Genomic DNA, 24,779 nt, shown 5'->3' with positions numbered 1-24,779 from the left:
ATTACTAGAATTAGAAACAATTCATCGATGCAGCGACGCATCGGATAATCAAATAAAGAGAAAGCTATGATTGTCATGGGTCACACTATGGCAGGAGCAGCTTCTGGAGAGACCGTGTCGACACGGCGCCGAAGGGTTCACAATCTCAGGCAAACGGACAGAAGAGTAATCACATGCAGCGACGGGCATTCATGGAATGTCGTAGTGGCGTGTATGGGTTATTCCTTTGATTTTGTTGAGATTGGACATTCGTCCAGTCTCTTTTTTTCTTTTTCAGGACCGACAGAACGGTCTGAAGCGTAGAGAAACCATCACAAGGAGGAGTTCAGGTTTGGAACAGCAAGGATTAAAACGGGATTTATCGAATCGTCATGTACAGTTGATTGCTATTGGTGGAACAATCGGAACGGGTTTGTTTTTAGGATCAGGTAAAGCGATCCAACTCGCCGGCCCATCGATCATTTTTGCCTACTTACTCGTCGGGATCGCGATCTTCTTCGTCATGCGCGCACTTGGGGAATTGTTATTGTCAAAAGCAGGTTATCAGTCACTCACGGATATCGCAGAAGATTATCTCGGACCACGTGCCGCATTCGTGACCGGTTGGACGTACTGGTTCTGTTGGATCATGACAGCGATGGCGGACATCATTGCCGTCGGTGTGTACGTCAAGTATTGGTTTGATATCCCGCAATGGATTCCAGCCGTTCTTGCTCTCTTGATTTTACTTGGTTTTAACTTATTAACGGTTAAATTGTTCGGTGAACTCGAGTTTTGGTTTGCCTTGATCAAGGTCGTGACGATCCTTGCCTTGATTGGTGTCGGAATCGTTCTGCTCGCGATCGGTTTTAAAACAGACGCTGGTCCCGTAACCGTGTCGAACCTCTGGTCACATGACGGATGGATGCCAAACGGGATTTCTGGATTCCTGCTATCGTTCCAAATGGTCGTCTTTGCCTATGTCGGCGTCGAGCTCGTTGGGGTATCGGCAGCAGAAACAGCGGATCCGAAAAAGAACATTCCGTCCGCGATCAATAAGATTCCGCTTCGGATCTTATTCTTCTATGTCGGTGCCTTACTCGTCCTCTTGATGATCAATCCATGGACAGGATTAAGTGCGACAGAAAGTCCGTTCGTCAAGACGTTTAGTCTGATCGGGATTCCGCTCGCAGCAGGAATCATCAACTTCGTCGTACTGACATCTGCTGCTTCTGCATGTAACAGCGGAATGTTCTCGACGAGCCGGATTCTGTATAACCTGGGAAATCAACAGCAAGCATCGAAAAAGTTCTCGAGGTTGAACAAAAACCATGTTCCGGCAAACGCCTTGTTCGTCTCGACGATCGTCGTCTCAGTCGGTGCCTTGCTCAGTAAACTGTTACCGGGGCAAGCATTCAGCATCGTCACGACAATCAGTGCGATCTGTTTCATCTGGGTCTGGGGTGTCATCCTCGTCTGTCATCTTCGGTACAAAAAACAAAATCCGGAATTACATGCGGCATCGACATTCAAGGCACCATTGACACCACTCGTCAATTACCTCGTGCTCGGATTGTTTGCGGTCATTCTCGTCGTCATGCTGTTTGCTGACGATACACGTCCTGCCTTGTTGCTGACACCAGTCTGGTTCCTCGGACTATTCGGACTGTACCACCTCCGGAAAAAGAAACAACAAGCCGCTGAACAAAAAAGTGCGTAAGCCAAAACAAGCCGGTCGGATCTAATCCGACCGGCTTGTTTTATGGTGTGTCAAAAGCACCGTCCTGTAACTGTTTCCGGAGTGCTTTCGCTTTCTTTCGAATGTCACGTTTGCTGTCCGCATCGCGCTTTCCCCATTGCCGGTACATCATCGACATCCGCTGATTATCAGCGAAGTGTTTTTCATGCCGGTCGATGAAATCCCAGTACAAGGCGTTAAACGGACAAGCGTCCTCTCCAAGCATGTCCTTTTGATGGAACGGACATCCCTTGCAATAATCACTCATCTTATGGATGTAATTCGCCGAAGCGATGTACGGTTTCGTCGATAACGTCCCTCCATCAGCATGAAGCGCCATCCCGAGGACGTTCGGTAAGACGACCCAGTCGTAGGCATCGATGTACATCTCGTTGAACCAATCTGCCGTCTGTTGCGGCGAGATCGCAAACAGATTAGCGAAGTTCCCGAGCACCATCAAGCGTTGAATATGGTGATTATGGGCATGTTCGACGACAGGACGTAGCGATTCAGCGACACAGTTCATGTTCGTCTTCCCGGTCCAGAAAAAGTCCGGTAGATCCGCTTCGTGACGTAGCGCATTGACGGAAGCATAGTCCGGCATCTCGGCTAGGTAGACGGCACGCATGTACTCGCGCCAGCCGAGGATTTGTCGAATAAAACCTTCGACCGCATTGAGCGGAGCATCTTGATCTTCGAGGGCGGCTTCAACTTGACGAATGACCTCTTCCGGTGTCAGCAAGCCGAGATTGATTGCTGCTGATAAGAGCGAATGCGATAACGTATCTTCGCCGGTCAGCATGGCGTCTTGATACGTTCCGAACGTCTCGAGTCGTTCTTCGATGAAACGATGAAGAGCCCGCGTCGCTTCCTTGCGCGTGACCGGCCAATGGAAGGAATCAAGTGCTCCCGGATGATCAGAAAAATCACGCTCGACCTTGTCGATGACATCCTTTGTGATGCGATCAGGACGAAACTGAATTGGATCCGGAAACGTCGTCCCGGACTTCGCCGGTTTCCGGTTCTCGGCGTCAAACGACCACTTTCCACCAATCGGTTTGGAGCCGTTCATGAGAACGTTTCGTTCCTTGCGCAGTTTGCGATAAAAACGGTCCATCTTGTAGGGCTTGTCGCCGATTGCTTCGATCGCTTCTTCCTGTGTCAGTAAAAACAATGGTACGTCAGAACAGACCTCGACTGTGATCTTCTTCGGTAAAGCGTCTTGCCACTTGTGCATCGCCTTTCGCATCGGTTCGTCCGTGATCGCCGTATAGAATACATGATCCGGATCATGATCTTTCCGGTGTGCCTTGAATGCCTGATCAAATGAATCGGCTTCCCGGTAATCGACAGTGAAGCCTTTTTCGCGCAGTTCTTCCGCAAAATGTCGCATCGCTGAGAAGACGAGGACAAGTTTTTGTCTATGGTACGTCTTCCACTTGGAGCGTGAGGTCGCTTCGACCATCAGGATGACGTCGTCTTGTTTGTTTGCTTCCTTCAATAAAGGGAGATCGTGATTCAATTGATTGCCGAATATCCAGCGTGTCGCCATGAGTGTTCCTCCTTTTACTTTCGTTATATGATTACCGTTTTTCGTCAAAGTCATGCCTGATTGTATGCTGGCTGACGAAAATCTTCTTACCTGAATCGTCGCTTTTACACATTTCTGAATGTAAAAGAAGTTCCTTTCTGTGCAAGCTATGATAGGGTTATAATGGAAAGGTAAGTTGTCGTCATGAGGGGGAAGTTTTTCATGACAGGTAGTCCATAATATCAACGGGGATAGGAAGGATATCATGAGCAGTATGCCTAAAAAAACAGATGTTATTTTAATTGGTGCCGGAGTCATGAGCGCGACGTTAGGGGTCTTATTAAAAGAACTCGCGCCTGAGATCAACATCAAGGTATTCGAGAAACTCGCGAGTGCTGGGGAAGAGAGCTCGAACGAGTGGAACAATGCAGGAACAGGTCACGCCGCACTATGCGAACTGAACTATACGACGGAAAATGCCGATGGTTCGATCGATATCAGTAAAGCGGTCAAAGTAAACGAACAGTTCCAACTGTCACGTCAATTCTGGTCGCATCTCGTCAAGGAAGGTGTCTTGCCGAATCCGAAAGAATTCATCATGCCGATTCCACATATGAGCATGGTTGAAGGAACGGAAAACGTCGAATTCCTGAAAAAACGATTGGAAGCGCTATCAGCGAATCCGTTGTTTGCAGGAATGGAATATTCAGAGGATCCAGCGAAATTAGCCGAGTGGATTCCACTCATCATGAACGGTCGGACGTCACCAGAGCCGATCGCTGCGACAAAAATCGATTCAGGAACGGACGTCAACTTTGGTGCGTTGACACGAATCCTGTTTGAATATCTCGCACAACACGATGTAGCAATCAACTATCAGCACGGTGTCGAGGATTTGAAGCGTGTTGACGGTGGTTGGGAAGTCAAAGTGAAGAATGAGCGCGATCACCGGATTGAGCATCATACGGCGCAGTTCGTCTTCATCGGGGGTGGCGGTGGTAGTCTACCGTTGCTCCAAAAAACAGGCATCGAGGAATCGAAGCAAATCGGTGGCTTTCCGGTCAGTGGTCTGTTCCTCGTCTGTAAAAATCCTGAGATCATCGAACAGCACCATGCGAAAGTCTACGGAAAAGCGAAAGTCGGAGCACCACCGATGTCAGTACCGCACTTGGATACACGATACATCGATGGGAAGAAATCACTCCTCTTCGGACCGTTTGCTGGCTTCTCACCGAAGTTCCTTAAGACAGGATCGAATCTTGATTTGATCGCGTCCGTCAAACCGAACAACGTCTTGACGATGCTTGCTGCGGGAGCAAAAGAGATGGGATTGACGAAGTATCTGATCGAACAAGTCCTCTTGTCGACGGAACAACGGATGAACGAATTACGTGAGTTCATCCCGAATGCGAAGACAGAAGACTGGGATGTCGTCGTCGCTGGTCAACGTGTCCAAGTCATCAAGGACACACCACAAGGAAAAGGGACACTCCAGTTCGGAACAGAGGTCGTCAGTGCAGCAGATGGGTCTGTCGCTGCCTTACTCGGTGCGTCTCCAGGTGCCTCAACAGCGGTACCGGTCATGCTCGAAGTACTCGCGAAATGTTTCCCGTCCGAACTACCGACGTGGGAAGCAAAAATCAAGGAGATGATTCCGTCTTACGGAATCTCACTCGTCGAACATCCGGAGCTGTTCGAACAGATCCATGCCGAAACAGCCAAAACGCTTGAGCTTGAACAAGGTCAACCGATTCGCTAAACGAAAACCGTCCGACTCCAAAAGGAGCCGGACGGTGTTTTGATTTAGCGGAAGTTACGGAAGAAACGTGTTTTCTTTAATGCAATCCCGACTGGAATCGCAACGAGGATTCCGACGACGTTTTGTGTGATGTTTCCTGGAATTGAAGCGACTGGTGCGACCCAGTTGCTGTAAAGGATACCTTCACAAACATAGTAAACAGCAAGCATGACGGGAGCAGAAACAATCATTGCGAAAATATTTAAGCCTGGATTGTCTCCTTTGTATCGCGAAGACCAGGCGATACGCCCGACAATATATCCTTGGAGTCCTCGAGCTACGATTGTAAATGGAGCCCAGAGTGTCCATCCACTGATAAGATCAAATAATCCCATGCCGATTGCTCCGGCAATCAGTGCTGTCCGTGGACCGAATAAAATCGCGATGAGAAAGAGCATCGCTGTTCCCATATGAACGAGACCACCGCTTGAAGCGATTGGCAGTTTGATATTGATGAATAGTGTCGCAACGAGAACTAGTGCGATCGACATCGCAGTGATGACGAGTTGGCGAGTACGAGTGCTAGAATACGGTGCTGCTTTTTGCATGTGGCTAACCTTCTTTATGATAGATTTTAAGATAGCTTTAATCTATCAGATGACTGGACTAGTCAAAAGTGTCAACTTTGAATTATTTATAGGGGTCAGTTTTAAATACAAATCTTTATCTGTTCTTAATTCCAGAAGAGTTTAATCTATTCATATAATCTTGAATGAAAAAATCTCCAAAACGGTTGTCGTTTTCGAATCTACTTTTTGTTTTTTCTGTACAATGAACAGCGAAAGGAAGGGGAAGTTAATGAAATATCAGATCGCGACAGTCGTTGTCATACTTGCTTCGTTGTCACCAGTCACATCGGAGGCAAAGGATCAGATGACACAACACGAACATTATTACGCGGCATATGAGAAAATCGTGCAGAAAATAAATCGATCACATGAAAATGCGGACGTCACGTTGCTTGCAGCAAATCAATTCGCAGACGAGGACTGGATTTCGCCAAAACGTTTTCAGGAACGAGTAGTCAAACGGTTGAAGCCGCTACGAGTTCAATTGAGTATTTATGGAGATGGTCAACGAGCACTTGAACGCACACAAGGTGGAAAAGAAGTTCGGATTACGGGAAATTTCGAAACCGAACTTTTGAAGCGAAGTGAGCGACAATGGTTCTCTGATGTCTTTTCGATGACGTCTCAAGGCATCAATGATGGCATTTGGACACAGAAAGGATTCGATGGTACCCGAATCGATGCAGGACAAACGATGGTCGTAACGGTCAGTGGTACATACGCGAAGCAAGGCATCTTAACAAAGCACCACATCACAAAAGAATTTCATTGTTCATCCGTTGGTGAAATCTACTATTGAAATAGAAAAAGAGCGAAACTCGTCTGAGTTCCGCTCTTTTCGTTTAATTTCGGATCAAGTGATCGAAAGCACCGAGTGCAGCTGTTGCACCAGATCCCATCGAGATGATGATCTGTTTATACGCGCTATCTGTGCAGTCTCCTGCTGCGAAAACGCCTGGTACGTTCGTTGCGCCGTGGCGATCGACTTGGACTTCACCGAACTTGTTACGACTCACCGTTTCACCGAGCCAGTCCGTGTTCGGTACGAGACCGATTTGGACGAAGACACCCTCGAGCTCGACGTGACGTTCAACGTTCGTTTCGCGCTCGATGTACGTGATCCCGTTCACTTTGTCCGTTCCCGTGATTTCCTTCGTCTGTGCGTTGACGACGACCGTGACGTTCGGAAGAGAAGCGAGGCGTTCTTGAAGAACAGCGTCTGCTTTTAATTCCGGTGCGAACTCAAGGACCGTGACATGCTTGACGATTCCAGCGAGATCGATGGCTGCTTCGATCCCTGAGTTTCCGCCACCGATGACTGCGACACGTTTTCCTTCGAACAATGGACCGTCACAGTGTGGGCAGTACGCGACGCCTTTGTTCTTGAATTCGAGTTCACCTGGGACACCAACGTTACGCCAGCGTGCACCTGTTGAAAGGATCAAACTCTTCGTCTTCAAGACAGCACCATTCTCAAGCTCGAGCTCAAGGAGGTCCTTCTTCTCAAGACGAGTTGCCCGCTGCAGGTTCATGACATCAATGCCATACTCCTTGACGTGCTCCTCAAGACTTGCGACGAGTTTTGGTCCTTCCGTGTACTTCATGCTGATGAAGTTTTCGATGCTCATCGTATCCATGACTTGTCCACCGAAGCGTTCTGCGACGATTCCTGTCCGGATGCCTTTACGGGCTGCATAGATGGCAGCACTCGATCCAGCTGGACCACCACCGACGACGAGGACATCGTATGGATCTTTATCAGCGAAATCAGAAGCATCGGCACCTGTACCAAGCTTCGCCAAGATTTCTTCAAGTGACATCCGTCCGTTCCCAAACGCTTCGCCGTTGACGAAGACCGTCGGAACAGCCATGATCTCTTTTTGTTCGACTTCTGCTTTAAATGCCGCCCCATCAATCATCGTGTGACTGATGTTCGGGTTGAGGACGCTCATGACGTTCAATGCTTGTACGACATCCGGGCAGTTGTGGCAGCTCAGGCTGATGTACGACTCGAAGTGGTACGTTTCTTGAATGCCTTGAATCTGCTTGATGACGTCCGCATCGACCTTCGGTGCTCGACCGCTGACTTGTAGCAGAGCGAGAACGAGGGACGTGAACTCATGACCGAGTGGGATTCCCGCGAACGTGATGCCGCTTGTCTCACCGACACGGTTGACTGTGAAACTTGGTGTCCGGGGAAGGCTTGCCTGCTCGACGGAGATGCGTGGTGTCATGCTTGCGATCTCTTCGACGAGTGCGCTCATCTCAAGCGAGACGGCGTCTGTCCCAGCGCTAACCGCTAGGACGAGATCGCCTTCGAGAAGCTCGAGGTATTGCGCGAGTTGTGCTTTAATGTCTGGTGCTAAAGCCATCGCGAATCCGCTCCTTAAATTTTTCCGACGAGGTCAAGGCTTGGTGTGAGTGTTGCAGAGCCTTCTTCCCATTTCGCTGGGCAGACTTCGCCTGGATTGTTACGTACGTATTGTGCTGCTTTGATTTTGTTGACGAGCGTGCTTGCATCGCGACCGATACCACCTGCATTGATTTCAACCGTTTGGATGACGCCGTCTGGGTCGATGATGAACGTACCGCGGTCAGCAAGACCATCTTGTTCGTTCAAGACTTCGAAGTTACGTGAGATGACGTGTGATGGGTCACCGATCATAACGTACTCGATTTTACCGATTGTTTCTGATGTTTCGTGCCATGCTTTATGTGTGAAATGCGTATCTGTTGAAACAGAGTAAACTTCAACGTCAAGCGCTTTGAGTGTTTCGTATTGGTTTTGGAGATCTTCGAGTTCTGTCGGGCAAACGAATGTAAAGTCTGCAGGGTAGAAACATACGACACTCCATTTACCGCGAAGGTTAGCATCCGTTAGGTCAACGAATTCTCCGTTGTGGAATGCTGATGCACTGAATGGTTTTACTTCACTTCCGATTAAAGACATGATAAAAATCCTCCTCAAGGGTTCTATTTTTAGAATCTGTTCTAGTGCATACAGGTAATCTGTATTTATCACACTAGAATAATTCTAATCTAATACTAATTTCATATAGACCAACACTTTTGTCAAGGTATAATCAGTAATTTCTTATTTCAGGAAAGATTGTGTGAACAAAAAAAGAAATCCCGACTCCTAAATGAAACAGGAGTCGGGAGCTGTATTCTTTATTGCCAGTCCGTGTGGAAGATCCCTTCGCGGTCTGTCCGAGCATACGTATGAGCACCGAAATAATCGCGTTGCGCTTGCAACATGTTGGCATTCGAATTCGCTGTCCGGTAGCTATCGTAATACGTCAGTGACGTCGATAGAGATGGGAGTGCAAAACCAGATAACGCACCCTCGGCAACGACGTGACGTAACGATTCTTGATACGCCTGTACTTTCTCAGCGAAGAACGGGGCGAGCATCAAGTTCGAGAGGTTCGCATCATTTTTGAACGCTTCACTGATGACGTTCAAGAAGTCGGCCCGGATGATACATCCACCACGGAAGATCAAGGCGATCTCCTCAAGGCGTAAGTTCCAGTCATACAACTCAGACGACGTTCGGTACTGGGTGAAGCCTTGCGCGTATGCAGCGACTTTCCCCATATAAAGCGCTTGGCGAATCCGTTCGACCCACGCGTCTCGCTCAAGCGTTGATAGGTCTTCTGGACCCTTTAGGACAGCAGACGCTGCGACGCGTTCTTCTTTAATAGCTGAAAGGTAACGCGCGAACAGGGCTTCTGTAATGATCGAAGAGGCGATCCCATTATCAATGGCTTGCAGGCTCGTCCATTTTCCAGTTCCTTTTTGACCGGCTTGATCGAGAATGACATCAATCAACGGTTGCCCTGTCTCGTCATCCGTTTTTCGGAGGATGTCCGCTGTGATCTCAATCAGGTAACTTTTCAGTTCACCTTCGTTCCACTCGGCGAAGATGTCCGCGACTTCCGTGACATCGAGTCCGAGACGGAAACGGAGGAAGCTATACGCTTCAGCAATCAGTTGCATGTCCGCATACTCAATCCCGTTATGGACCATCTTGACGAAGTGACCAGCGCCTTTTGGACCAATATAGACACAACATGGATCTCCTTCGACGTGAGCAGCAATCTTCGTCAAGATCGGTGCGACATGTTCGTAAGCTTCTTTCGATCCACCCGGCATGATCGCAGGACCGGTCCGCGCACCGACTTCACCACCCGATACACCGACGCCGATGTATTCGATCCCATGGCGTTGTAACTCGTCGAAACGACGCTCTGTATCGAGGAAGTGAGAGTTCCCACCATCCATGATGATATCGCCTGTTTCGAGATGCGGAAGCAACGATTCGATGACTGAATCAATCGCGTTACCAGCCGTAACCATCATGAAGATTTTCCGTGGGCGAGCGAGTGATTGAACGAATGCTTCAATGTCATAGTACGGATGAAGAGGTAGTCCCTCATCATGTGCGACGAGATCGTCCGTTAAATCACGTGTGTAGTTATAGATGGCGACTTCTTCTTGATGACTCGCCATATTCAGTGCCAGGTTGCGTCCCATGACGCCAAGCCCGATGACTCCGATAGAATGTTGCATAAGTAGAACGACTCCTTTTCTTAGACGACGAGGCTGAGGAGAAGAACGAACCCAAGTCCACAAACGGAAATGATCGTCTCAAGCACAGTCCATGTCGCAAACGTTTCTTTTAATGATAATCCGAAATACTCTTTAAACATCCAGAAGCCTGCATCATTGACGTGTGAAGCGATCAGACTACCTGCACCAGTCGCGAGAACGACGAGCGCTAAGTTGACGTCGGATTGCTCGAGTAACGGAATGACGAGACCTGCTGTTGATAGGGCAGCGACTGTCGCGGAACCGAGTGAGATCCGGAGAATCGCAGCAATCAACCAAGCGAGCAGAATCGGAGATAACGCTGATCCTTCAAATAATTGGGCGACATATTTCCCGACACCACCGTCAATCAAGACTTGCTTGAAGGCACCGCCACCGCCGATGATTAACAGCATCATCCCGATTTGGGCGATCGCCGTCGTACAGGAATCCATGACAGATTGCATCGGAATCTTACGCGCGATCCCCATCGTGTAGACCGCGACGAGCAGTGAAATCAACATCGCTGTCGAAGCGTTTCCGATGAACTCGATTGCCGAGATGACACTGTTTTCACCCCAGCCGAGTGTTTCTTGTAAGAGCGTGAAGATTGTTGCGACCGACATTAAGAGGACCGGTAGCATCGCCGTGAAAACACTGATGCCGAAGCCTGGTGTCTCATCTAAATCAAATTCTTTTTGTTCCCCGAGTGACGCGATGTTTCCTGTCCGTGTAAACGATTCAGGAACGAGTCGTTTGGCGATCTTCGTAAAGACGGGACCGGCAATGATGACTGTCGGAACAGCGACGATGAAACCATACAATAAGACTTCCCCGATATTGGCATTGTACTCACCGGCGATGACCGTCGGACCCGGGTGAGGTGGTAAAAAACCGTGCGTGACGGATAGGGCTGCGACCATCGGGATCCCAAGATATAGGATCGAGACACGAAGCTGACGTGAAATCGCAAAGACGATTGGAATCAACAGGACGAGTCCGACTTCGAAGAAGAGGGCGATCCCGATGATGAATGAAGCGACGACGACAGCCCACTGGATGTTCTTTTCCCCGAATCGGGCAACAAGCGTCATCGCGATTCGCTGCGCCCCCCCGGCGTCAGCGATCAGCTTCCCAAGCATCGCACCAAGACCGAAGATCAGTGCGAGGTGACCAAGTGTTCCGCCGATACCGGCTTCGATCGTCTTGACGATCTGATCGAGCGGCATGCCGAGCAAGAGTGCGACGCCAAAGGAAACGATGATGAGTGAGACGAACGTATTTAATTTCAACCCCATGATGAGAACGAGCAACGCGACGATCCCAATTCCTACGATGACTAAAGGCATGATGACTTCCCCCAAAAGATTAAGTTAGTTTTCTTCTTGAATCAAGCTCCGTTGATACGTAGCGATTCGTTTATGATCCTCGGACAATGTCCGCGCCAGGCTAATGAAAATCGGTAAAAGCTGACGATATTCATGCATCGCTTCTTCATTTGGTACATGGCGATGCGTTTCCCCGATCATCTCGGAGACGACTTCGAACGAATCGATTTCCCCTGTCGCATACAGTCCGAGAATACACGCACCGAGACATGAACTTTCAAAGCTTTCCGGAATGACGACTTCCGATTCAAAGATGTCCGCCATCATTTGGCGCCAGACCTCGGACCGGGCAAAGCCACCGGTCGCCTGAATCCGCGTCACAGGACCGTCCATACACTCGACGAGTGCAAGGAAGACGGTATAGAGATTGTAGATGACGCCTTCTAGTGCCGCTCGGATCATGTGCTCTTTTTTATGCGAAAGCGTCAAACCAAAGAACGAACCGCTGACGTCCGGATTCCAGAGCGGCGCTCGTTCGCCGGACAGGTAAGGATGGAACAACAGTCCGTCAGATCCCGGGCGGACGCGTTCGGCAATCTTCGTCAGGACGGCGTACGGATCGATGCCGAGACGTTTTGCTGTCTCGACTTCGGCTGACGCGAGTTCGTCTCGGATCCACCGTAAGACCATTCCGCCATTGTTGACAGGTCCGCCGATGACCCAGTGGTCCTCGGTCAGTGCGTAACAGAACGTCCGTCCTTTTTCATCCGTCTGCGGACGATCAATAATTGTTCGGATGGCGCCGCTCGTTCCGATCGTGATCGCAATTTCCCCTTTGCGTATCGCGTTGACGCCTAAATTCGAGAGGACACCGTCACTGGCACCGACTAAGAACGGCGTATCGACGGATAGTCCCATTTGTCGTGCGTAATCGACATTCAGTCCGGTACATGATGTCGTTGTCGGTACCGGCTCCGATAAATAACTCGCATCGATCCCTGCGACGTGTAACGCGCCCGTATCCCAGCCTAATTCATGAATGTTGAAGAGACCGGTTGCTGAAGCGAGAGAATGGTCGATGACATATCTGCCGAACAATCTTTGAAACACGAACTCCTTGATCCCGACATATTTTTTCGTTTGAGCATGGAGCTCCGGACGATCTTCGACGAGCCAACTGATTTTGCTGAGCGGTGACATCGGATGAATCGGTGTTCCGGTCCGGTGATAGATCGATAGACCATATTGTTCCTTGATCTTGTTCGACCATGCTTCACTCCGACTGTCCGCCCACGTGATGCAGGCAGTCAATGGTTGATGCTGTGCGTCCATTGCGATCAAGCTGTGCATGGCACTACTGAACGCGACGAACTTTGGTGGCATGCTCGGATGACGCTTCGTGATCAAACGGATCGATTCGAGTACCGCATCGAAAATTTCTTCCGGATCCTGCTCCGCCGTCGAGCGATTCGGTGTGTGGAGCGGGTAACCGACGTTTGTTTGTCCGATGACTTCTCCTTTTGTCGTAAATAGGACTGCTTTCGTACTCGTCGTTCCGATATCGACGCCTAACATGTATTCAGTCATGTGAATCGACTCCTTTCGACATCATTTGTTGCGTTTTCCAGAGATCTTCGACTTCCTGGACGTCATCAAAGTTCTGATGTAAGGAAGCAACCATCCGTTCACGGTCACCTGTCTCAATCGCTTCGATGTACAAGGCGTGGTTCGCGAGGATGCGTTCGAAGTCTTCGATGTCTTCCTCGAATCGTACCCGCATCGATAGGAGGATGAAACTTTCCATGACCGGTTTGAGATTTTGCCAAATCATGCTGACATATCCATGATCAATCGAGCGGATGATCGTTTCATGAAACAGTACATCCTGGAAGGAGAATTCATCGGCATCCTTGTATTTGATGGCAACCTTCATCATTTCGAGAATCTTACTGAGTTCCCGGACGAGTTCTGCCCGTTCGATTTTGACAAGTCGTTCGAAGACGAATGTTTCGATGAGTAGCCGGACATCATAGATTTCCTGAATGTCGCGCTCAGACAAACCGACGACGACCGCTCCCATCCGCTCGAGACGAATCAATTGTTCGGATGCAAGGACCTTTAACGCATCACGGACAGGCGAGCGACTGACTGAAAAGTCAGAGGCTAATTTGTTCTCAGATAAGATGGTACCGCTTTCAATCCTTCCTGAAATGATGCGCATCCGTAGCTCGTGTGCAACACGATCTCCGGCGGAAGCTTTTGATAACCACTTCAAGGGGTATAACATTTCTGACATGGAATCACCTGATTTCTAAAGTGAGTATACTTGTATACAAGTTAGTATATACGTTTTTTTCTAAAATGCAAACGCTTAACTTAAAACAAATCGATCCACACAGAAATCAGGAAATCGGTTCCAAATATGTTAGGGTGAAGGAGTAAGCAACGCACAGAACGGGTAAGGAGGAGATAGTACATATGAACATGTTAGTTGTAGGTGCAGGGGCAGTTGGAGGATATTTCGGAGGTCGTCTTGCTGAGCAAGGGGAACAGGTGACATTCCTTGTCCGTTCGAATCGATATGAACAACTACAAAAAACAGGACTGCACATCACTAGTCCTCATGGTGATATGACGATTACGCCTCAGTTGATAACACGAGACATGCGACCGGATCGTGCATTTGATGTCATCTTGCTTTCGACGAAAGCCTATCACTTAGATGACGTCCTACAGGATCTTGCGCCATTCGTTTCGAGCGAGACGTACATCATTCCTTTGTTGAACGGCATGCAGCATATTCGACGGTTAACAGAAGTCTTTGGAGAAGATCGAGTACTGGGCGGTCTTTGCTTCATTGAGTCGACGCTTGATGCAGAAGGGCGCATTGTACAGACAAGCCCGTCGCATCGGCTGTTGTTTGGTTCACGAACCGGTAAACCAACAGCGCGTCTAGAGAAAATCGCAGCGTGTTTTGCGAAAGCGAAGGCACCAATGAAGTACTCGATGCATATCATGGATGACATGTGGCAAAAGTATCTCTTCATTTCGACATTTGCGGGCGTGACGACGCTATTTCGCTCAGCAATCGGTCCGATTCGGGAAGAAGCTGTCGGACGTCAAATGATTTTAGACGTCATGTCGGAAGCGAAACAGGCGATGGAAAAACAAGGGGCAGTCTTTAATGACGATGTAGAAGCGGTCTTGCTGAAGCAGATGCATGCAATGGAAGATACGATGAAATCATCGATGTTACGGGACATGGAAAAGGGTCAGCCCGTCGAAGTGGAACATTTTTTCAGTGCGTTATTGAAGCCTTCTATGACTGATCAGATGCATGCCTTAAAATTAGTCGAAGCAAATCTACGCATGTATCTCGAAACGATTAAATAGTCACATTTTTCTATTTTAGAAAAATGATGGTGTGGTGCAAATGTTTCGTTTTGATGACGAAAGACCTGTTTCCCTTAGGAATCGTTGACTTCCGAAATAAAGTTCATCTATTCTTAATGAGAATGAAAAAAACTGATAATATATTTTTCCGTATTTTTTTCTTGCAAGGACGAATGAAGCAGACGAGAGGGGAAGTTTATCCATTATGAAACGTATTATTATTCGTGCAGGTATGACACCATTCGAACAGTTCGATGCTCCTTATTTGATGAAACATAATTCCATTGGAGGAAACGTTGGAAATCTTATCTATCAATACAGTATCTTTCGGACGTTGATGACAGAAGGTACGACGATTACACCTGACTATTACTATTACGACGAAGAACGGGCAGACGAAATCAATGCCAACTTTGATCTTTATGTCATTCCGTTAGCGGATGCATTCCGAAAAGAATTCGTACCGACGTTACGGAAATATACACGTCTCATCAAAAAATTAAAAATTCCAGTCGTCGTCATCGGTGTAGGGTTACGTGCACCGTTTGAACCAGACTTAGATGGTGGATTCCCATTCGATGAAGATGTCAAAGCATTCGTCAGTGCCGTTCTCGAGCGCTCGAGCATGCTTGGTCTTCGCGGGGAGATCACGTCGAAATACTTAACACGTCTTGGTTTCCGCGAAGGGATCGATCATCGCGTCATCGGATGTCCTTCGATGTACGCGTTCGGTCGCGACTTGCACATCCGTGAAACAAATATCACACCTGAATCGATGATTACGGTCAACTCGTCACGTTTGGCTCCACAAAACGTCCTTGATTTCATTACACGCGGAATGGAAGAGTACCCGAATCATTACTTCATTCCCCAGTGGATGAAGGAACTGAAGTTGACGTATACAGGAACGCACCCGATCGCAGATCTTTCAGTGACGAACTATCCGGTGAAGATGTCGGATCCTGCTTACATGAATGATCGGGTCCGCTTCTTCTTGAACGCACAGACATGGTTCGATTTCATCGGACAAGCAGACCTTAGTTTTGGTGCGCGCTTGCACGGAAATATCACAGCAACGCTTGCAGGTACGCCGAGTATCCTCATTCCAAAAGATGCACGGATGCGCGAATTGACGGATTACCATCAGTTGACGCATATTTGGGCGAACGACATTACAGCGGATACACAATTATCCGACGTCGTAGCAAGCGCTGACTTCCAAAGTCCGGCACGTGTTCAAGCGCGTAACTTCGACAACTTCGTTGACTTCTTGAACGTGAACGATCTTGAACATATCTATCAAGAGACGAACTATCCTGAGAATGTACCGTTTGACCGTCAAATGGCGCAAACCGAGTTGCTCCCACCAGTCCAGCCGATTTCTGGCGTGAGTCTTGAAGAAGCAGTCGCTCGTTTTGAACGGTTCTTCCCGGAACAAGAGAAGAAGATTGCGGATGCGCAAAAACAAACAAAAGCACAATTAGCTGAAAAAGATAAGAAAATCAAAGCATTGCAGAAACAAACAGGAATGGCTCAAAAGGATCAAGAGATTGCGGCACTCAAAGCGCAACTGGCTGCCCAAACGAAGAAAATGAAGCACCAGCAAGGAACATTGAATCGGAAAGCGGTTCGTGCAGCCTTGAAAACAGCGGATTTATTCGCTAAAAAGTAACCCTTCAAACATTCCGGATCGATACGATGCGGAATGTTTTTTTGATAGAAGTATTCTGAATTGTGTTGACAATTCGGAAAAGACTTGATAGGGTTAGGAACAATTACATACTTATCCAGAGAGGTGGAGGGACTGGCCCTATGAAACCTCAGCAACAGGTCGAAAGATACTGTGCTAATTCCTGCGGGTGCTGCACCCGATCGATAAGATTTCCGAATTGTCGACCGACGCATCCGTGAGGATGCGTTTTTTGTTTGAAGTAGGTGGAATGAGGAGGAAATGGATTCATGAAAACGAGCGGAGCATTTCGACGCAAGATGGAATCACGCCATCTGATCATGCTGTCGTTAGGTGGTGTCATTGGAACCGGATTATTTTTAAGTACAGGTTATACGTTGGAACAAGCAGGACGTGTCGGAACGATTTTATCGTATTTGATCGGGACCGTCGTCGTTTACTTAGTCATGTTAAGTCTCGGTGAACTCGCCGTGCATATGCCGGAAACCGGATCATTCCATAAGTACGCAACGAAGTACATCGGACCCGGTACCGGTTATACAGTGGCCTGGCTCTACTGGCTGACGTGGACGGTCGCCCTTGGTTCAGAATTCACGGCAGCAGGCATTTTGATGCAACGTTGGTTCCCGTCGATTCCGGTATGGGTGTTCAGCGCATTGTTCGCTGCGATGATCCTTGGTATCAACGTCTTGAAGGTTCGTGTGTTCGCTGAAGTCGAGTTTTGGTTCTCCGCTATTAAGGTCGTGACGATCATTGCGTTCATTTTACTCGGTGCGGGAGCAATCGTCGGCTTCATTCCACTGCAAGATGGTAGCCCGGCTCCATTCTTTTCTTCGTTAACCGAAGGCGGGTTGTTTCCAAATGGCGCTTTCGTCATCTTCATGACGATGCTTGCCGTGAACTTTGCTTACTCGGGAACGGAACTAATCGGTGTCGCAGCGGGTGAAGCAGTCGATCCGAAACGAACGATTCCGCTTGCAATCCGGACGACGATCTTGCGACTCGTCCTCTTTTTCGTCGGTACGATCATCGTGTTAGCCGTCTTATTACCAACGGATGGGAAAGGTGTACTCGAAAGTCCGTTCGTCGCCGTGTTTGAACGAATCGGAATTCCCTACGCGGCAGACGTGATGAACTTCGTCATTTTGACAGCGATCTTGTCGGCAGCGAACTCTGGACTTTACGCCGCCTCTCGGATGCTCTGGTCGCTTGCGAACGAACGCATGATTCCACGCTTCTTCGCCCAGGTGACACCAATTGGGGTTCCACTTCGAGCGGTATTGTTCAGCATGCTTGGTGGAGGACTTGCCTTGCTGTCTAGCATCTATGCAGCAGGAAGTGTCTATATCGCGCTCGTCTCGATTTCCGGTCTCGCTGTTGTCGTTGTTTGGATGAGTATCAGTGTTGCCCAGTATCGTTTCCGGAAACAATTCCTCCGCGAAGGGCATACGGTCGACGAATTGGTCTATCGCACACCACTCTTTCCATTTGTACCGATCGCCGCTTTCGTCGTTTGTTTGATTTCTCTGATTGGTATCGGATTTGATCCGACACAACGAATCGCCTTGTACTGTGGTATTCCATTCATCGTGATCTGTTATATCGTTCATGCGTTCACGAATTCTGCTCAGAAACGGAGTGTTGAAGATGTCCCGAATCAAAAATCCAGTTGATCAACGATTACAGGAAGTTCCCTTTCTTATTTTAGATGGTGCCCTTGCAACCGAACTTGAACAGAAGGGATTCGACCTGAACGACCCGCTTTGGTCAGCACGTCTCTTGATCGAAGCACCGGAACAGATCGAACACGTCCATCGTGACTACTTTGAAGTAGGTGCCGATGTCGCGATCACTTCAAGCTATCAAGCAAGTATCGAAGGATTCAAGCAACGTCATATCACGACAGCGGAAGCACAGGCGCTGATTCGACAAACGGTCACCTTGGCGCAAAAAGCACGCACGCGTAGCGGGAAGAGTGACGCATTGATCGCGGGATCAGTGGGTCCTTATGGTGCCTACTTAGCAGATGGTTCTGAGTATCGCGGTCATTATGGGGTGTCAGCAGATGTGCTAGAAGCCTTCCACAGACCACGGATCGAAGCATTGATTGAAGCGGGGGCTGATCTACTGGCATTTGAGACGATACCGTCGCTCGAGGAAGCTGTCGTGTTGTTCCGGATTCTCGAAGCGTATCCGGAAGTGTCCGCTTGGCTGACGTTCTCGCTTCAAGATGCGACACACATTAGTGAAGGAACGGCACTTGCGACGTGTATTGAGACAATTGGACAACATCCACAGCTCGCAGCAATCGGTGCAAATTGTTTTCCGGCATCTTACGCGACCGATTTCATCCGTCACGTCAAGGCGTTGACGGATGTGCCAATCATCGTCTATCCGAACTCTGGTGAAGTCTATGATCCGGTCGCAAAAACGTGGTCAGGTACGAATCAGTGTACGTCGTTCCAAACCGTCGCGAAGACATGGTATGAGGCAGGGGCACGATTGATCGGCGGTTGTTGCCGAACGTCACCTGAACACATCGCACAAATTCGTTCGGTTTGTCAGGTTGCTCATACATCATGAAGAATGACGAAAAAACGGACGCGAAATCGATTGATTTTGCGTCCGTTCCTTTAAATGGTGTGATTTTGTTAACGCTCGCGCAAGGCACGGTTGAATTGTTGCAACAGACGTCCAAAATCTTCAGCATCGTCCGATGGCCAATCCGTCAGGAGACGTTCGATGCTCGCGAGACGTGCTGTCCGGTAAATCGTGAGCTCTTCTTGTCCTTTATCCGTAATATGATAGAAGAAGGCACGACCATCTGTCGGATCTTTTACTTTTTCCACAAGTTGCTTCTGATCGAGCGCTGCAGCTTGGCGACTGACGGTCGAGACATCAAGCTGGAGTTCACGGGCAAGTGTTTTGACACCGACGTTGCCGGAATCCGCTAATTGTCGTAGTAAGAGGTAGGAAGCACGATCTAAATTACGATTGTCTGCCGTCGCTGTCGTCAAGCGCCGGATCAGGATCGCTAACTCCAATTCAATGGTTTCGAGTGCTTGTTGAGACATCGGGTATCTCCCCTTTCAAAAAAGTCTCTCTGTCCCTCATGATTACCCAATGTGGATAAGCTGTCAATGCGAAAAGCAGGAGGCTTGACAGAGTTGTAGTTGTATTATACAATCATTTTTGTTCTTTTAATTGTATCATACAACTTTTTTCATATGAGAAACGAACGACAAAGGAGAATTCAGATGAAAGCTTATGAGTCGATGAAACAAGAGGTCATCACGGTAAACGATACAGATCTGATTCGGACGGTCATCGAACGATTCATTCAATCTGGTATTAGCGGCGTTCCTGTCATCAATGCTGAGCAGGAGGTCGTCGGGTATATCAGTGATGGAGATATCATGCGCGCGATCGGAAAACACAAGGACATCATCGTCGATACATTCTTATATGTAGATGTCATCAAAGGAGACGAAGAAGATTATGAAGATCGGATTCGTCATATCTTGAATCGACCTGTCATGGAACTGGCACGCCGGAAAGTCGTAACTGCGGACGCTGACACAGAAATGGAAGAGATTGCAGCAACGCTCGGCGCAAAACGGATTAAAAAGCTTCCGATTCTGAAAGCAGGACGGCTTGTTGGGATCATTAGTCGAGGCGACGTCATCCGCCATTCGTTTAAACAGTTCATGTAACACATCCAATAGAAAGAAGGGACACTATGGCACTTGCTGAAAAAACAACGACGCTTGAGCCGGAAACGGTATTAGCAGAAAGCAAACATGGATTATTCCATCAACCAGTTGCTGTCTGGGCAGTCTTTTTCGCCAGTATCACAGCATTCATGGGAATGGGGCTCGTCAATCCGGTCTTACCGACGATTGCCGAGAATTTAGAAGCGTCAAAAAGTGAAGTAACGCTCTTATTTACAAGTTATAACGCCGTCATGGCATTCGCGATGTTGATTACAGGCGCGATCTCATCACGGATTGGTCAAAAAGGAACATTGATGCTCGGGATCGCCGTCATCGCAACCGTTGCTGGTTTTGCTTCACAAGCAGACAGCATTTGGACGCTCGTCGCGTTACGCGGTGGTTGGGGACTAGGGAATGCCTTATTCGTCGCAACAGCACTCGCTGCGATCGTTTCTCTGTCGTCAGGCGGAACAGCCAAAGCGATCATTTTATACGAAGCAGCCGTTGGTCTTGGGATTTCGATTGGACCATTATTAGGCGGAACGCTCGGTTCAATCACATGGCGCGCCCCGTTCATGGGTGTTGCGACAATCATGGTCATCGCGTTCCTCGTCTTGCTCTTCTTAATGCCAAAACCAGCAGCATCTGCCGCACCGAAACAGAAGCTATCATTAAAAGCACCGTTCCAAGCGATGAAGCATCGTTCGCTCTTGACGCTCGGGATCGTTGCAGCACTTTATAACGTTGGGTTCTTTACGATCATGGCCTATGCACCATTCGTCATGAAACTACCAGCGCAAGGACTCGGATTCGTCTTCCTCGGCTGGGGAATGTTGCTTGCGATCACATCGGTCTTAACGGCTCCGAAACTGAAACAATGGTTCGGAACGATCAAAGCGATGATCATGATGTTGATCACATTCGCAATCTTGCTTCTATTAATGGGGATCTTCACGGAAACACCTGCCGTTGTCATCGTCTGTGTCATCTTGGCGGGAGCCGTGCTTGGGAATAACAACACGCTCATCACGACCGCTGTCATGGATGCAGCACCTGTCGAACGTTCGACAGCATCTGCAGCATACAGTTTCCTACGTTTTCTCGGGGCAGCCATCGCGCCATTCATGGCCGGTAAATTGGCTGAAATCTTCAACGCAAACCTACCGTTTTATGTCGGAAGTGGCTTCGTCCTCTTATCCGTCATCATCATCGGGGTCAATCTCAAACACATTCGCCATATCGATCGGACGGAAGGCGGACATTAATTTCAAAAAAACAGCCGAAGCGAATCCGCTTCGGCTGTTTTTGATTGAAATCAAGACGGGTACATGTCTTTTAACGTGCGGATCGAGTGCTCAATCATTTCCCGAAGAACGTTTAAATCGATGTCAGTCAGTCGTTTTACGTAGAGGCAGGACTTACCGCGTCGATACGTACCGAGAGTGGCAAACAGTCGTTCCGATACATCGTCTTCATCAAGCGCGAGATAAAGGACGAGGTTCGTCTTGCGCGGAGAAAAACCGACATAAAAGCTGTCGCCCTCGCGACCGGAGGCATAGCGGTAATGATAGGAACCAAAGCCAATCAAGGAAGACCCCCAAAGGACGGCTTCGTATCCCGTGACCTCTTCGAAGAACTGACGTAATGTGATACCATCTGCTTGACGTAATGGCGGTTCGACTTGTGCCAAAAAGGCATCAACGGACTGTTCGATAGGACCTGTTTTTGGCGTATCGGACATAAGCAGACTCCTTTCGGATGAAGAAGATATCGGTTACTTTCGAGAAAGGCTAGTAAATATCCTGTAACTCAGAGGTGGAAATCGAATGAATCATCGCATCGTGTTTCGAGGAGAAGAAGACAGTCTATCGTGGAACATCTTACACGTATACCCAAAACAAGAAGAACTAACGATTCAGATGACGGGACAAGATAGTGCACACGAGTTTTCAGTTACATTTAATCAATATGATGTGTTCATCCGTAACTTTGCTCACGTCCATGAGTCGTTACACGGTGAAGTCGTATTCGAACAGGGCATGATACGTCTCCGTTTACGATATGACCGGCTTGGTCGTGTCTTCATCAGTTGGTCTGACGGACAAACGAGTCATCAGTTTCGCAGTGATCAAAGTTATTTAAGTGAGGCATTGGCACAGCTTGGTGTGTACTAAACTAAACACAGTAAAAGTAGAAGGGACGACTTTGGGTATTGCACCCGAAAGTCGCCCCTTCTTTTATTTAGTGTGATGGAAGAGGTTGATGTAATGGTGTGTTGATCAAGTTGAAGCAAAACGCAATCGTTTGTTCATATTCGGATAACGGAATCGACTCATCGACTTGATGCGCGAGACGGAAATCATGGAAGGAAGCAATCGCGATCGGGAATGCTTTTTTTGCTTGGCTGAACATTGCACCATCTGTTCCGCCTGGGATGGCGATTTTTCGTGGTGTCACGCCGCTGACTTGCTCCATCGTATCTGCGACCTGTTGCAAGAAAGGCGCTTGTTCATCGGTTTCACAGGAAGGAATATCCTTGATGACGGTCACGCTCATGTCAAAGTCAGGATCTTCGGAAACAAGTCGATGTTCGATATCCGTAAAGGTAGCAAGTACATCCGCTCGACCGAATCCCGGAATCGTTCGAATATCCATATAGAACGAAGCCTGGCTCGGAACGACGTTTGGTCCTTCGCCTCCTGTTATGGATGTGATCGACGCAACGACCGGACCGAGTGCCGAGTGATGATTCACCGTGATCGAGAAGCGTTCCGACTTCACTTCCTGGATGACGCGATATACGTCATCAATCGCATTACGTCCAAGTTGCGGGGCAGAGCTGTGTGCACTTTTCCCACGGCATGTCACTTCTATCCCGACAACCCCTTTTTGTGCATAACCGATCATCCCACTCGTCGGTTCTGTGATCAGTAGAGCATCTAAATCATCCACATGCCCTTGTTCGGTCAAATGACGAGCACCCGTCATGCCATTCTCTTCATCGGATGTAATCAGAAGTTTGATGGTGTTCGGACGGTCTTGACGTTCCTTGTATTGAATGAGCGCTTGTACCATCGCCATGACACCTGATTTCATATCTGAAGCCCCACGACCATAAATGCGGCCATCTTCAATTTCACCACCGTATGGATTTTTCGTCCAGCCGTCTCCTTGAACCGGAACCGTATCGAGGTGACCAGATAATCCGAGGACAGCAGGACGTGAAACCTCCTCGCTCGCAGGAACGGTCGCGACGAGACAGATTCGTTTTGGTGAGACCTCAATCCATTCTGTCGAAATCTGATGGTCGACCAGTACATCGTACACGTAACGTGCGACGGCTTCTTCTCCATCCGTCGGGTTGACGCTTGGAATTTGAAGACACCGTTGTAAGTAAGTAATCGCTGTTTGCATAAGTATTTCCCCCTTTACACATCCTATACCCTGCTAAAAATACTTCAGGGAGGTAAACGAATTCTGAAAATAATTTACGGGGATGAACGTCTTGAAATAAAAGAAAAACGGTGCAACCAGAGGGTTACACCGTACCTTGCTCATTCACTTTTTTCTGCTTCGTCTTTCCACTTCGAATCAATCAACATCTCTCCCGGCCATGTATAAGCCATGATGCCACCGTCTGCTGTGATATCCTCACCTGTGACATATGAGCTGTCGTCAGAAGCAAGGAAGAGGGCGACCGTTGCCATCTCGCGTGGTTTACCGAGTCGTCCGAGTGGTGTGATCCAAGCGTTCGCATCGCGGAACTGTTTGCCTTGCTCTTTTTCTTTTTCACCGACAAGTGTATCGATGAGTGGTGTTTCGATTGTTCCTGGTGATAACGAATTGACGCGAATGCCATGACGCGCATAATCGATTGCCATCGCGCGCGTGAAGTTCGCGATCCCACCTTTCGCTGCGTTATAACCGGATCGGTTCAAGTCAGCTGCGCGACCAGACATCGATGACGTATTGATGATTGAACCACCGTTATCAAGCATGAGTGGAATCAAGAATTTACTGACGAGGAATGTACCGCGCAAGTCGACCGCGATGATCCGGTCGAAGAGATCGATTGGATACTCGTGGACTTTCCCGCCTTGTTCATCGATTCCGGCATTGTTGAAGAGGACGTCGATTGTACCGTATGTCTCTTTGACGTGCTTCGCAAGTTGCTCGACACTCTCGACGTCTGAGACATCGACATGGACGGCTTCCGCTTTCCCACCTTGTTGTGTAATCTGTTCTACTGTTTGTTGTGCTTTTTCAAGTGAGACATCGGCACAGACGACCGTTGCTCCCTGTTCTGCGAAGACAAGTGCAGTCGCTTGTCCAATTCCTGTTGCCGAGCCGGTAATGACAGCTACTTTTTGATCGAGTCTACCCATTATTAAATCCCTCCTAAGTCGTATCGTTCACCTTATGAAACATTCCCGGAGAAATGGAGATTAAA

22 protein-coding genes and 2 riboswitches are annotated in these 24,779 nt (G+C 48.5%); of the genes, 10 read left to right on the top strand and 12 right to left on the bottom strand.

Translation table 11 applies throughout. The annotated features are described in order from the left end of the window. Nucleotides 1–93: 93 nt before the first annotated feature. A riboswitch (glycine riboswitch) is annotated at nt 94–171 on the top strand. A 160-nt stretch (nt 172–331) separates the two neighbouring features. Beyond that, complete coding sequence (locus ITJ88_RS14230; protein ID WP_195866074.1) at nt 332–1,699, top strand: amino acid permease; 1,368 nt, start codon at nt 332–334, stop codon at nt 1,697–1,699. Nucleotides 1,700–1,739: 40 nt separating this feature from the next. Here ITJ88_RS14230 and ITJ88_RS14225 read toward each other — a convergent pair whose 3' ends face one another. Beyond that, nucleotides 1,740–3,269, bottom strand: a complete 1,530-nt coding sequence (locus tag ITJ88_RS14225) for a cryptochrome/photolyase family protein (protein ID WP_195866073.1) — start codon at nt 3,267–3,269, stop codon at nt 1,740–1,742. Nucleotides 3,270–3,513: 244 nt separating this feature from the next. Here ITJ88_RS14225 and ITJ88_RS14220 point away from each other — a divergent pair, with 244 nt between their 5' ends. Continuing rightward, complete coding sequence (locus ITJ88_RS14220) at nt 3,514–5,007, top strand: malate:quinone oxidoreductase (RefSeq protein WP_195866072.1); 1,494 nt, start codon at nt 3,514–3,516, stop codon at nt 5,005–5,007. Between the two features lie 44 nt (nt 5,008–5,051). On the opposite strand, the gene ITJ88_RS14215 is transcribed toward ITJ88_RS14220, so the two are convergent. Beyond that, the gene (locus tag ITJ88_RS14215) at nt 5,052–5,594 is read right to left on the bottom strand and encodes an ECF transporter S component (protein ID WP_069940113.1); all 543 of its coding nucleotides are present in this window, start codon (nt 5,592–5,594) and stop codon (nt 5,052–5,054) included. A gap of 250 nt (nt 5,595–5,844) precedes the next feature. Between ITJ88_RS14215 and ITJ88_RS14210 the strand changes: the two genes are divergently transcribed. Continuing rightward, complete coding sequence (locus tag ITJ88_RS14210) at nt 5,845–6,414, top strand: hypothetical protein (protein WP_195866071.1); 570 nt, start codon at nt 5,845–5,847, stop codon at nt 6,412–6,414. Between the two features lie 43 nt (nt 6,415–6,457). Here the strand turns inward: ITJ88_RS14210 and ahpF are convergent, their stop codons facing one another. The 6 genes from ahpF to ITJ88_RS14180 form a co-directional block, all read right to left on the bottom strand. Further along, nucleotides 6,458–7,987 carry an alkyl hydroperoxide reductase subunit F gene (gene ahpF / locus ITJ88_RS14205; protein WP_195866070.1) on the bottom strand — a complete coding sequence of 510 codons (1,530 nt, stop codon included), beginning with the start codon at nt 7,985–7,987 and terminating at the stop codon, nt 6,458–6,460. Nucleotides 7,988–8,001: 14 nt separating this feature from the next. Beyond that, on the bottom strand, nt 8,002–8,565 hold the full coding sequence (gene ahpC / locus ITJ88_RS14200) for an alkyl hydroperoxide reductase subunit C (RefSeq protein WP_023469815.1): 564 nt from the start codon (nt 8,563–8,565) through the stop codon (nt 8,002–8,004). Nucleotides 8,566–8,786: 221 nt separating this feature from the next. Then, nucleotides 8,787–10,187: a decarboxylating NADP(+)-dependent phosphogluconate dehydrogenase gene (gene gnd, locus ITJ88_RS14195; RefSeq protein WP_195866069.1), complete on the bottom strand. Its 1,401-nt coding sequence runs from the start codon at nt 10,185–10,187 to the stop codon at nt 8,787–8,789. A gap of 20 nt (nt 10,188–10,207) precedes the next feature. Beyond that, complete coding sequence (locus ITJ88_RS14190) at nt 10,208–11,554, bottom strand: GntP family permease (protein ID WP_195866068.1); 1,347 nt, start codon at nt 11,552–11,554, stop codon at nt 10,208–10,210. A gap of 24 nt (nt 11,555–11,578) precedes the next feature. Beyond that, the gene (gene gntK / locus ITJ88_RS14185) at nt 11,579–13,120 is read right to left on the bottom strand and encodes a gluconokinase (RefSeq protein WP_195866067.1); all 1,542 of its coding nucleotides are present in this window, start codon (nt 13,118–13,120) and stop codon (nt 11,579–11,581) included. Next, complete coding sequence (locus ITJ88_RS14180; RefSeq protein ID WP_064300753.1) at nt 13,113–13,829, bottom strand: GntR family transcriptional regulator; 717 nt, start codon at nt 13,827–13,829, stop codon at nt 13,113–13,115. The genes gntK and ITJ88_RS14180 overlap by 8 nt, the downstream gene beginning before the upstream one ends. Nucleotides 13,830–14,011: 182 nt before the next feature. Between ITJ88_RS14180 and ITJ88_RS14175 the strand changes: the two genes are divergently transcribed. From ITJ88_RS14175 to mmuM, 4 genes are all read left to right on the top strand, one after another. Continuing rightward, entirely contained in the window at nt 14,012–14,926 is a 915-nt protein-coding gene (locus ITJ88_RS14175; protein ID WP_195866066.1) for a ketopantoate reductase family protein, read from the top strand. 205 nt (nt 14,927–15,131) lie between these two features. Next, nucleotides 15,132–16,598 (top strand): polysaccharide pyruvyl transferase family protein, encoded by a 1,467-nt coding sequence (locus ITJ88_RS14170; protein WP_195866065.1) that lies wholly within the window; start codon nt 15,132–15,134, stop codon nt 16,596–16,598. Between the two features lie 108 nt (nt 16,599–16,706). Further along, a riboswitch (SAM riboswitch) is annotated at nt 16,707–16,808 on the top strand. A gap of 77 nt (nt 16,809–16,885) precedes the next feature. After that, complete coding sequence (locus ITJ88_RS14165; protein ID WP_195866064.1) at nt 16,886–18,289, top strand: amino acid permease; 1,404 nt, start codon at nt 16,886–16,888, stop codon at nt 18,287–18,289. Further along, nucleotides 18,264–19,199 carry a homocysteine S-methyltransferase gene (gene mmuM / locus ITJ88_RS14160; protein ID WP_195866063.1) on the top strand — a complete coding sequence of 312 codons (936 nt, stop codon included), beginning with the start codon at nt 18,264–18,266 and terminating at the stop codon, nt 19,197–19,199. The genes ITJ88_RS14165 and mmuM overlap by 26 nt, the downstream gene beginning before the upstream one ends. Nucleotides 19,200–19,267: 68 nt before the next feature. On the opposite strand, the gene ITJ88_RS14155 is transcribed toward mmuM, so the two are convergent. Next, complete coding sequence (locus ITJ88_RS14155) at nt 19,268–19,690, bottom strand: MarR family winged helix-turn-helix transcriptional regulator (protein WP_035395500.1); 423 nt, start codon at nt 19,688–19,690, stop codon at nt 19,268–19,270. Between the two features lie 183 nt (nt 19,691–19,873). Between ITJ88_RS14155 and ITJ88_RS14150 the strand changes: the two genes are divergently transcribed. Both ITJ88_RS14150 and ITJ88_RS14145 read left to right on the top strand, forming a co-directional pair. Beyond that, on the top strand, nt 19,874–20,329 hold the full coding sequence (locus ITJ88_RS14150) for a CBS domain-containing protein (RefSeq protein WP_035395501.1): 456 nt from the start codon (nt 19,874–19,876) through the stop codon (nt 20,327–20,329). A 26-nt stretch (nt 20,330–20,355) separates the two neighbouring features. After that, a complete protein-coding gene (locus ITJ88_RS14145) occupies nt 20,356–21,594 on the top strand; it encodes an MFS transporter (RefSeq protein ID WP_195866062.1) in 1,239 nt (412 codons plus the stop codon). A gap of 50 nt (nt 21,595–21,644) precedes the next feature. Here ITJ88_RS14145 and ITJ88_RS14140 read toward each other — a convergent pair whose 3' ends face one another. Continuing rightward, nucleotides 21,645–22,070 carry a DUF1801 domain-containing protein gene (locus tag ITJ88_RS14140; RefSeq protein ID WP_195866061.1) on the bottom strand — a complete coding sequence of 142 codons (426 nt, stop codon included), beginning with the start codon at nt 22,068–22,070 and terminating at the stop codon, nt 21,645–21,647. An 85-nt stretch (nt 22,071–22,155) separates the two neighbouring features. Between ITJ88_RS14140 and ITJ88_RS14135 the strand changes: the two genes are divergently transcribed. After that, complete coding sequence (locus ITJ88_RS14135; protein WP_195866060.1) at nt 22,156–22,503, top strand: hypothetical protein; 348 nt, start codon at nt 22,156–22,158, stop codon at nt 22,501–22,503. A 67-nt stretch (nt 22,504–22,570) separates the two neighbouring features. On the opposite strand, the gene ITJ88_RS14130 is transcribed toward ITJ88_RS14135, so the two are convergent. After that, on the bottom strand, nt 22,571–23,743 hold the full coding sequence (locus tag ITJ88_RS14130) for a M20 family metallopeptidase (RefSeq protein WP_195866059.1): 1,173 nt from the start codon (nt 23,741–23,743) through the stop codon (nt 22,571–22,573). A gap of 140 nt (nt 23,744–23,883) precedes the next feature. Continuing rightward, nucleotides 23,884–24,714 (bottom strand): SDR family oxidoreductase, encoded by an 831-nt coding sequence (locus ITJ88_RS14125; RefSeq protein ID WP_023469801.1) that lies wholly within the window; start codon nt 24,712–24,714, stop codon nt 23,884–23,886. Between the last annotated feature and the right edge of the window lie 65 nt (nt 24,715–24,779).

It is taken from the genome of Exiguobacterium abrahamii (genome assembly GCF_015645365.1).
Classification (GTDB): domain Bacteria; phylum Bacillota; class Bacilli; order Exiguobacteriales; family Exiguobacteriaceae; genus Exiguobacterium_A; species Exiguobacterium_A abrahamii.
The sequence above is the reverse complement of the archived record's forward strand: the minus strand, read 5'-3'. Positions and strand labels throughout refer to the sequence as shown.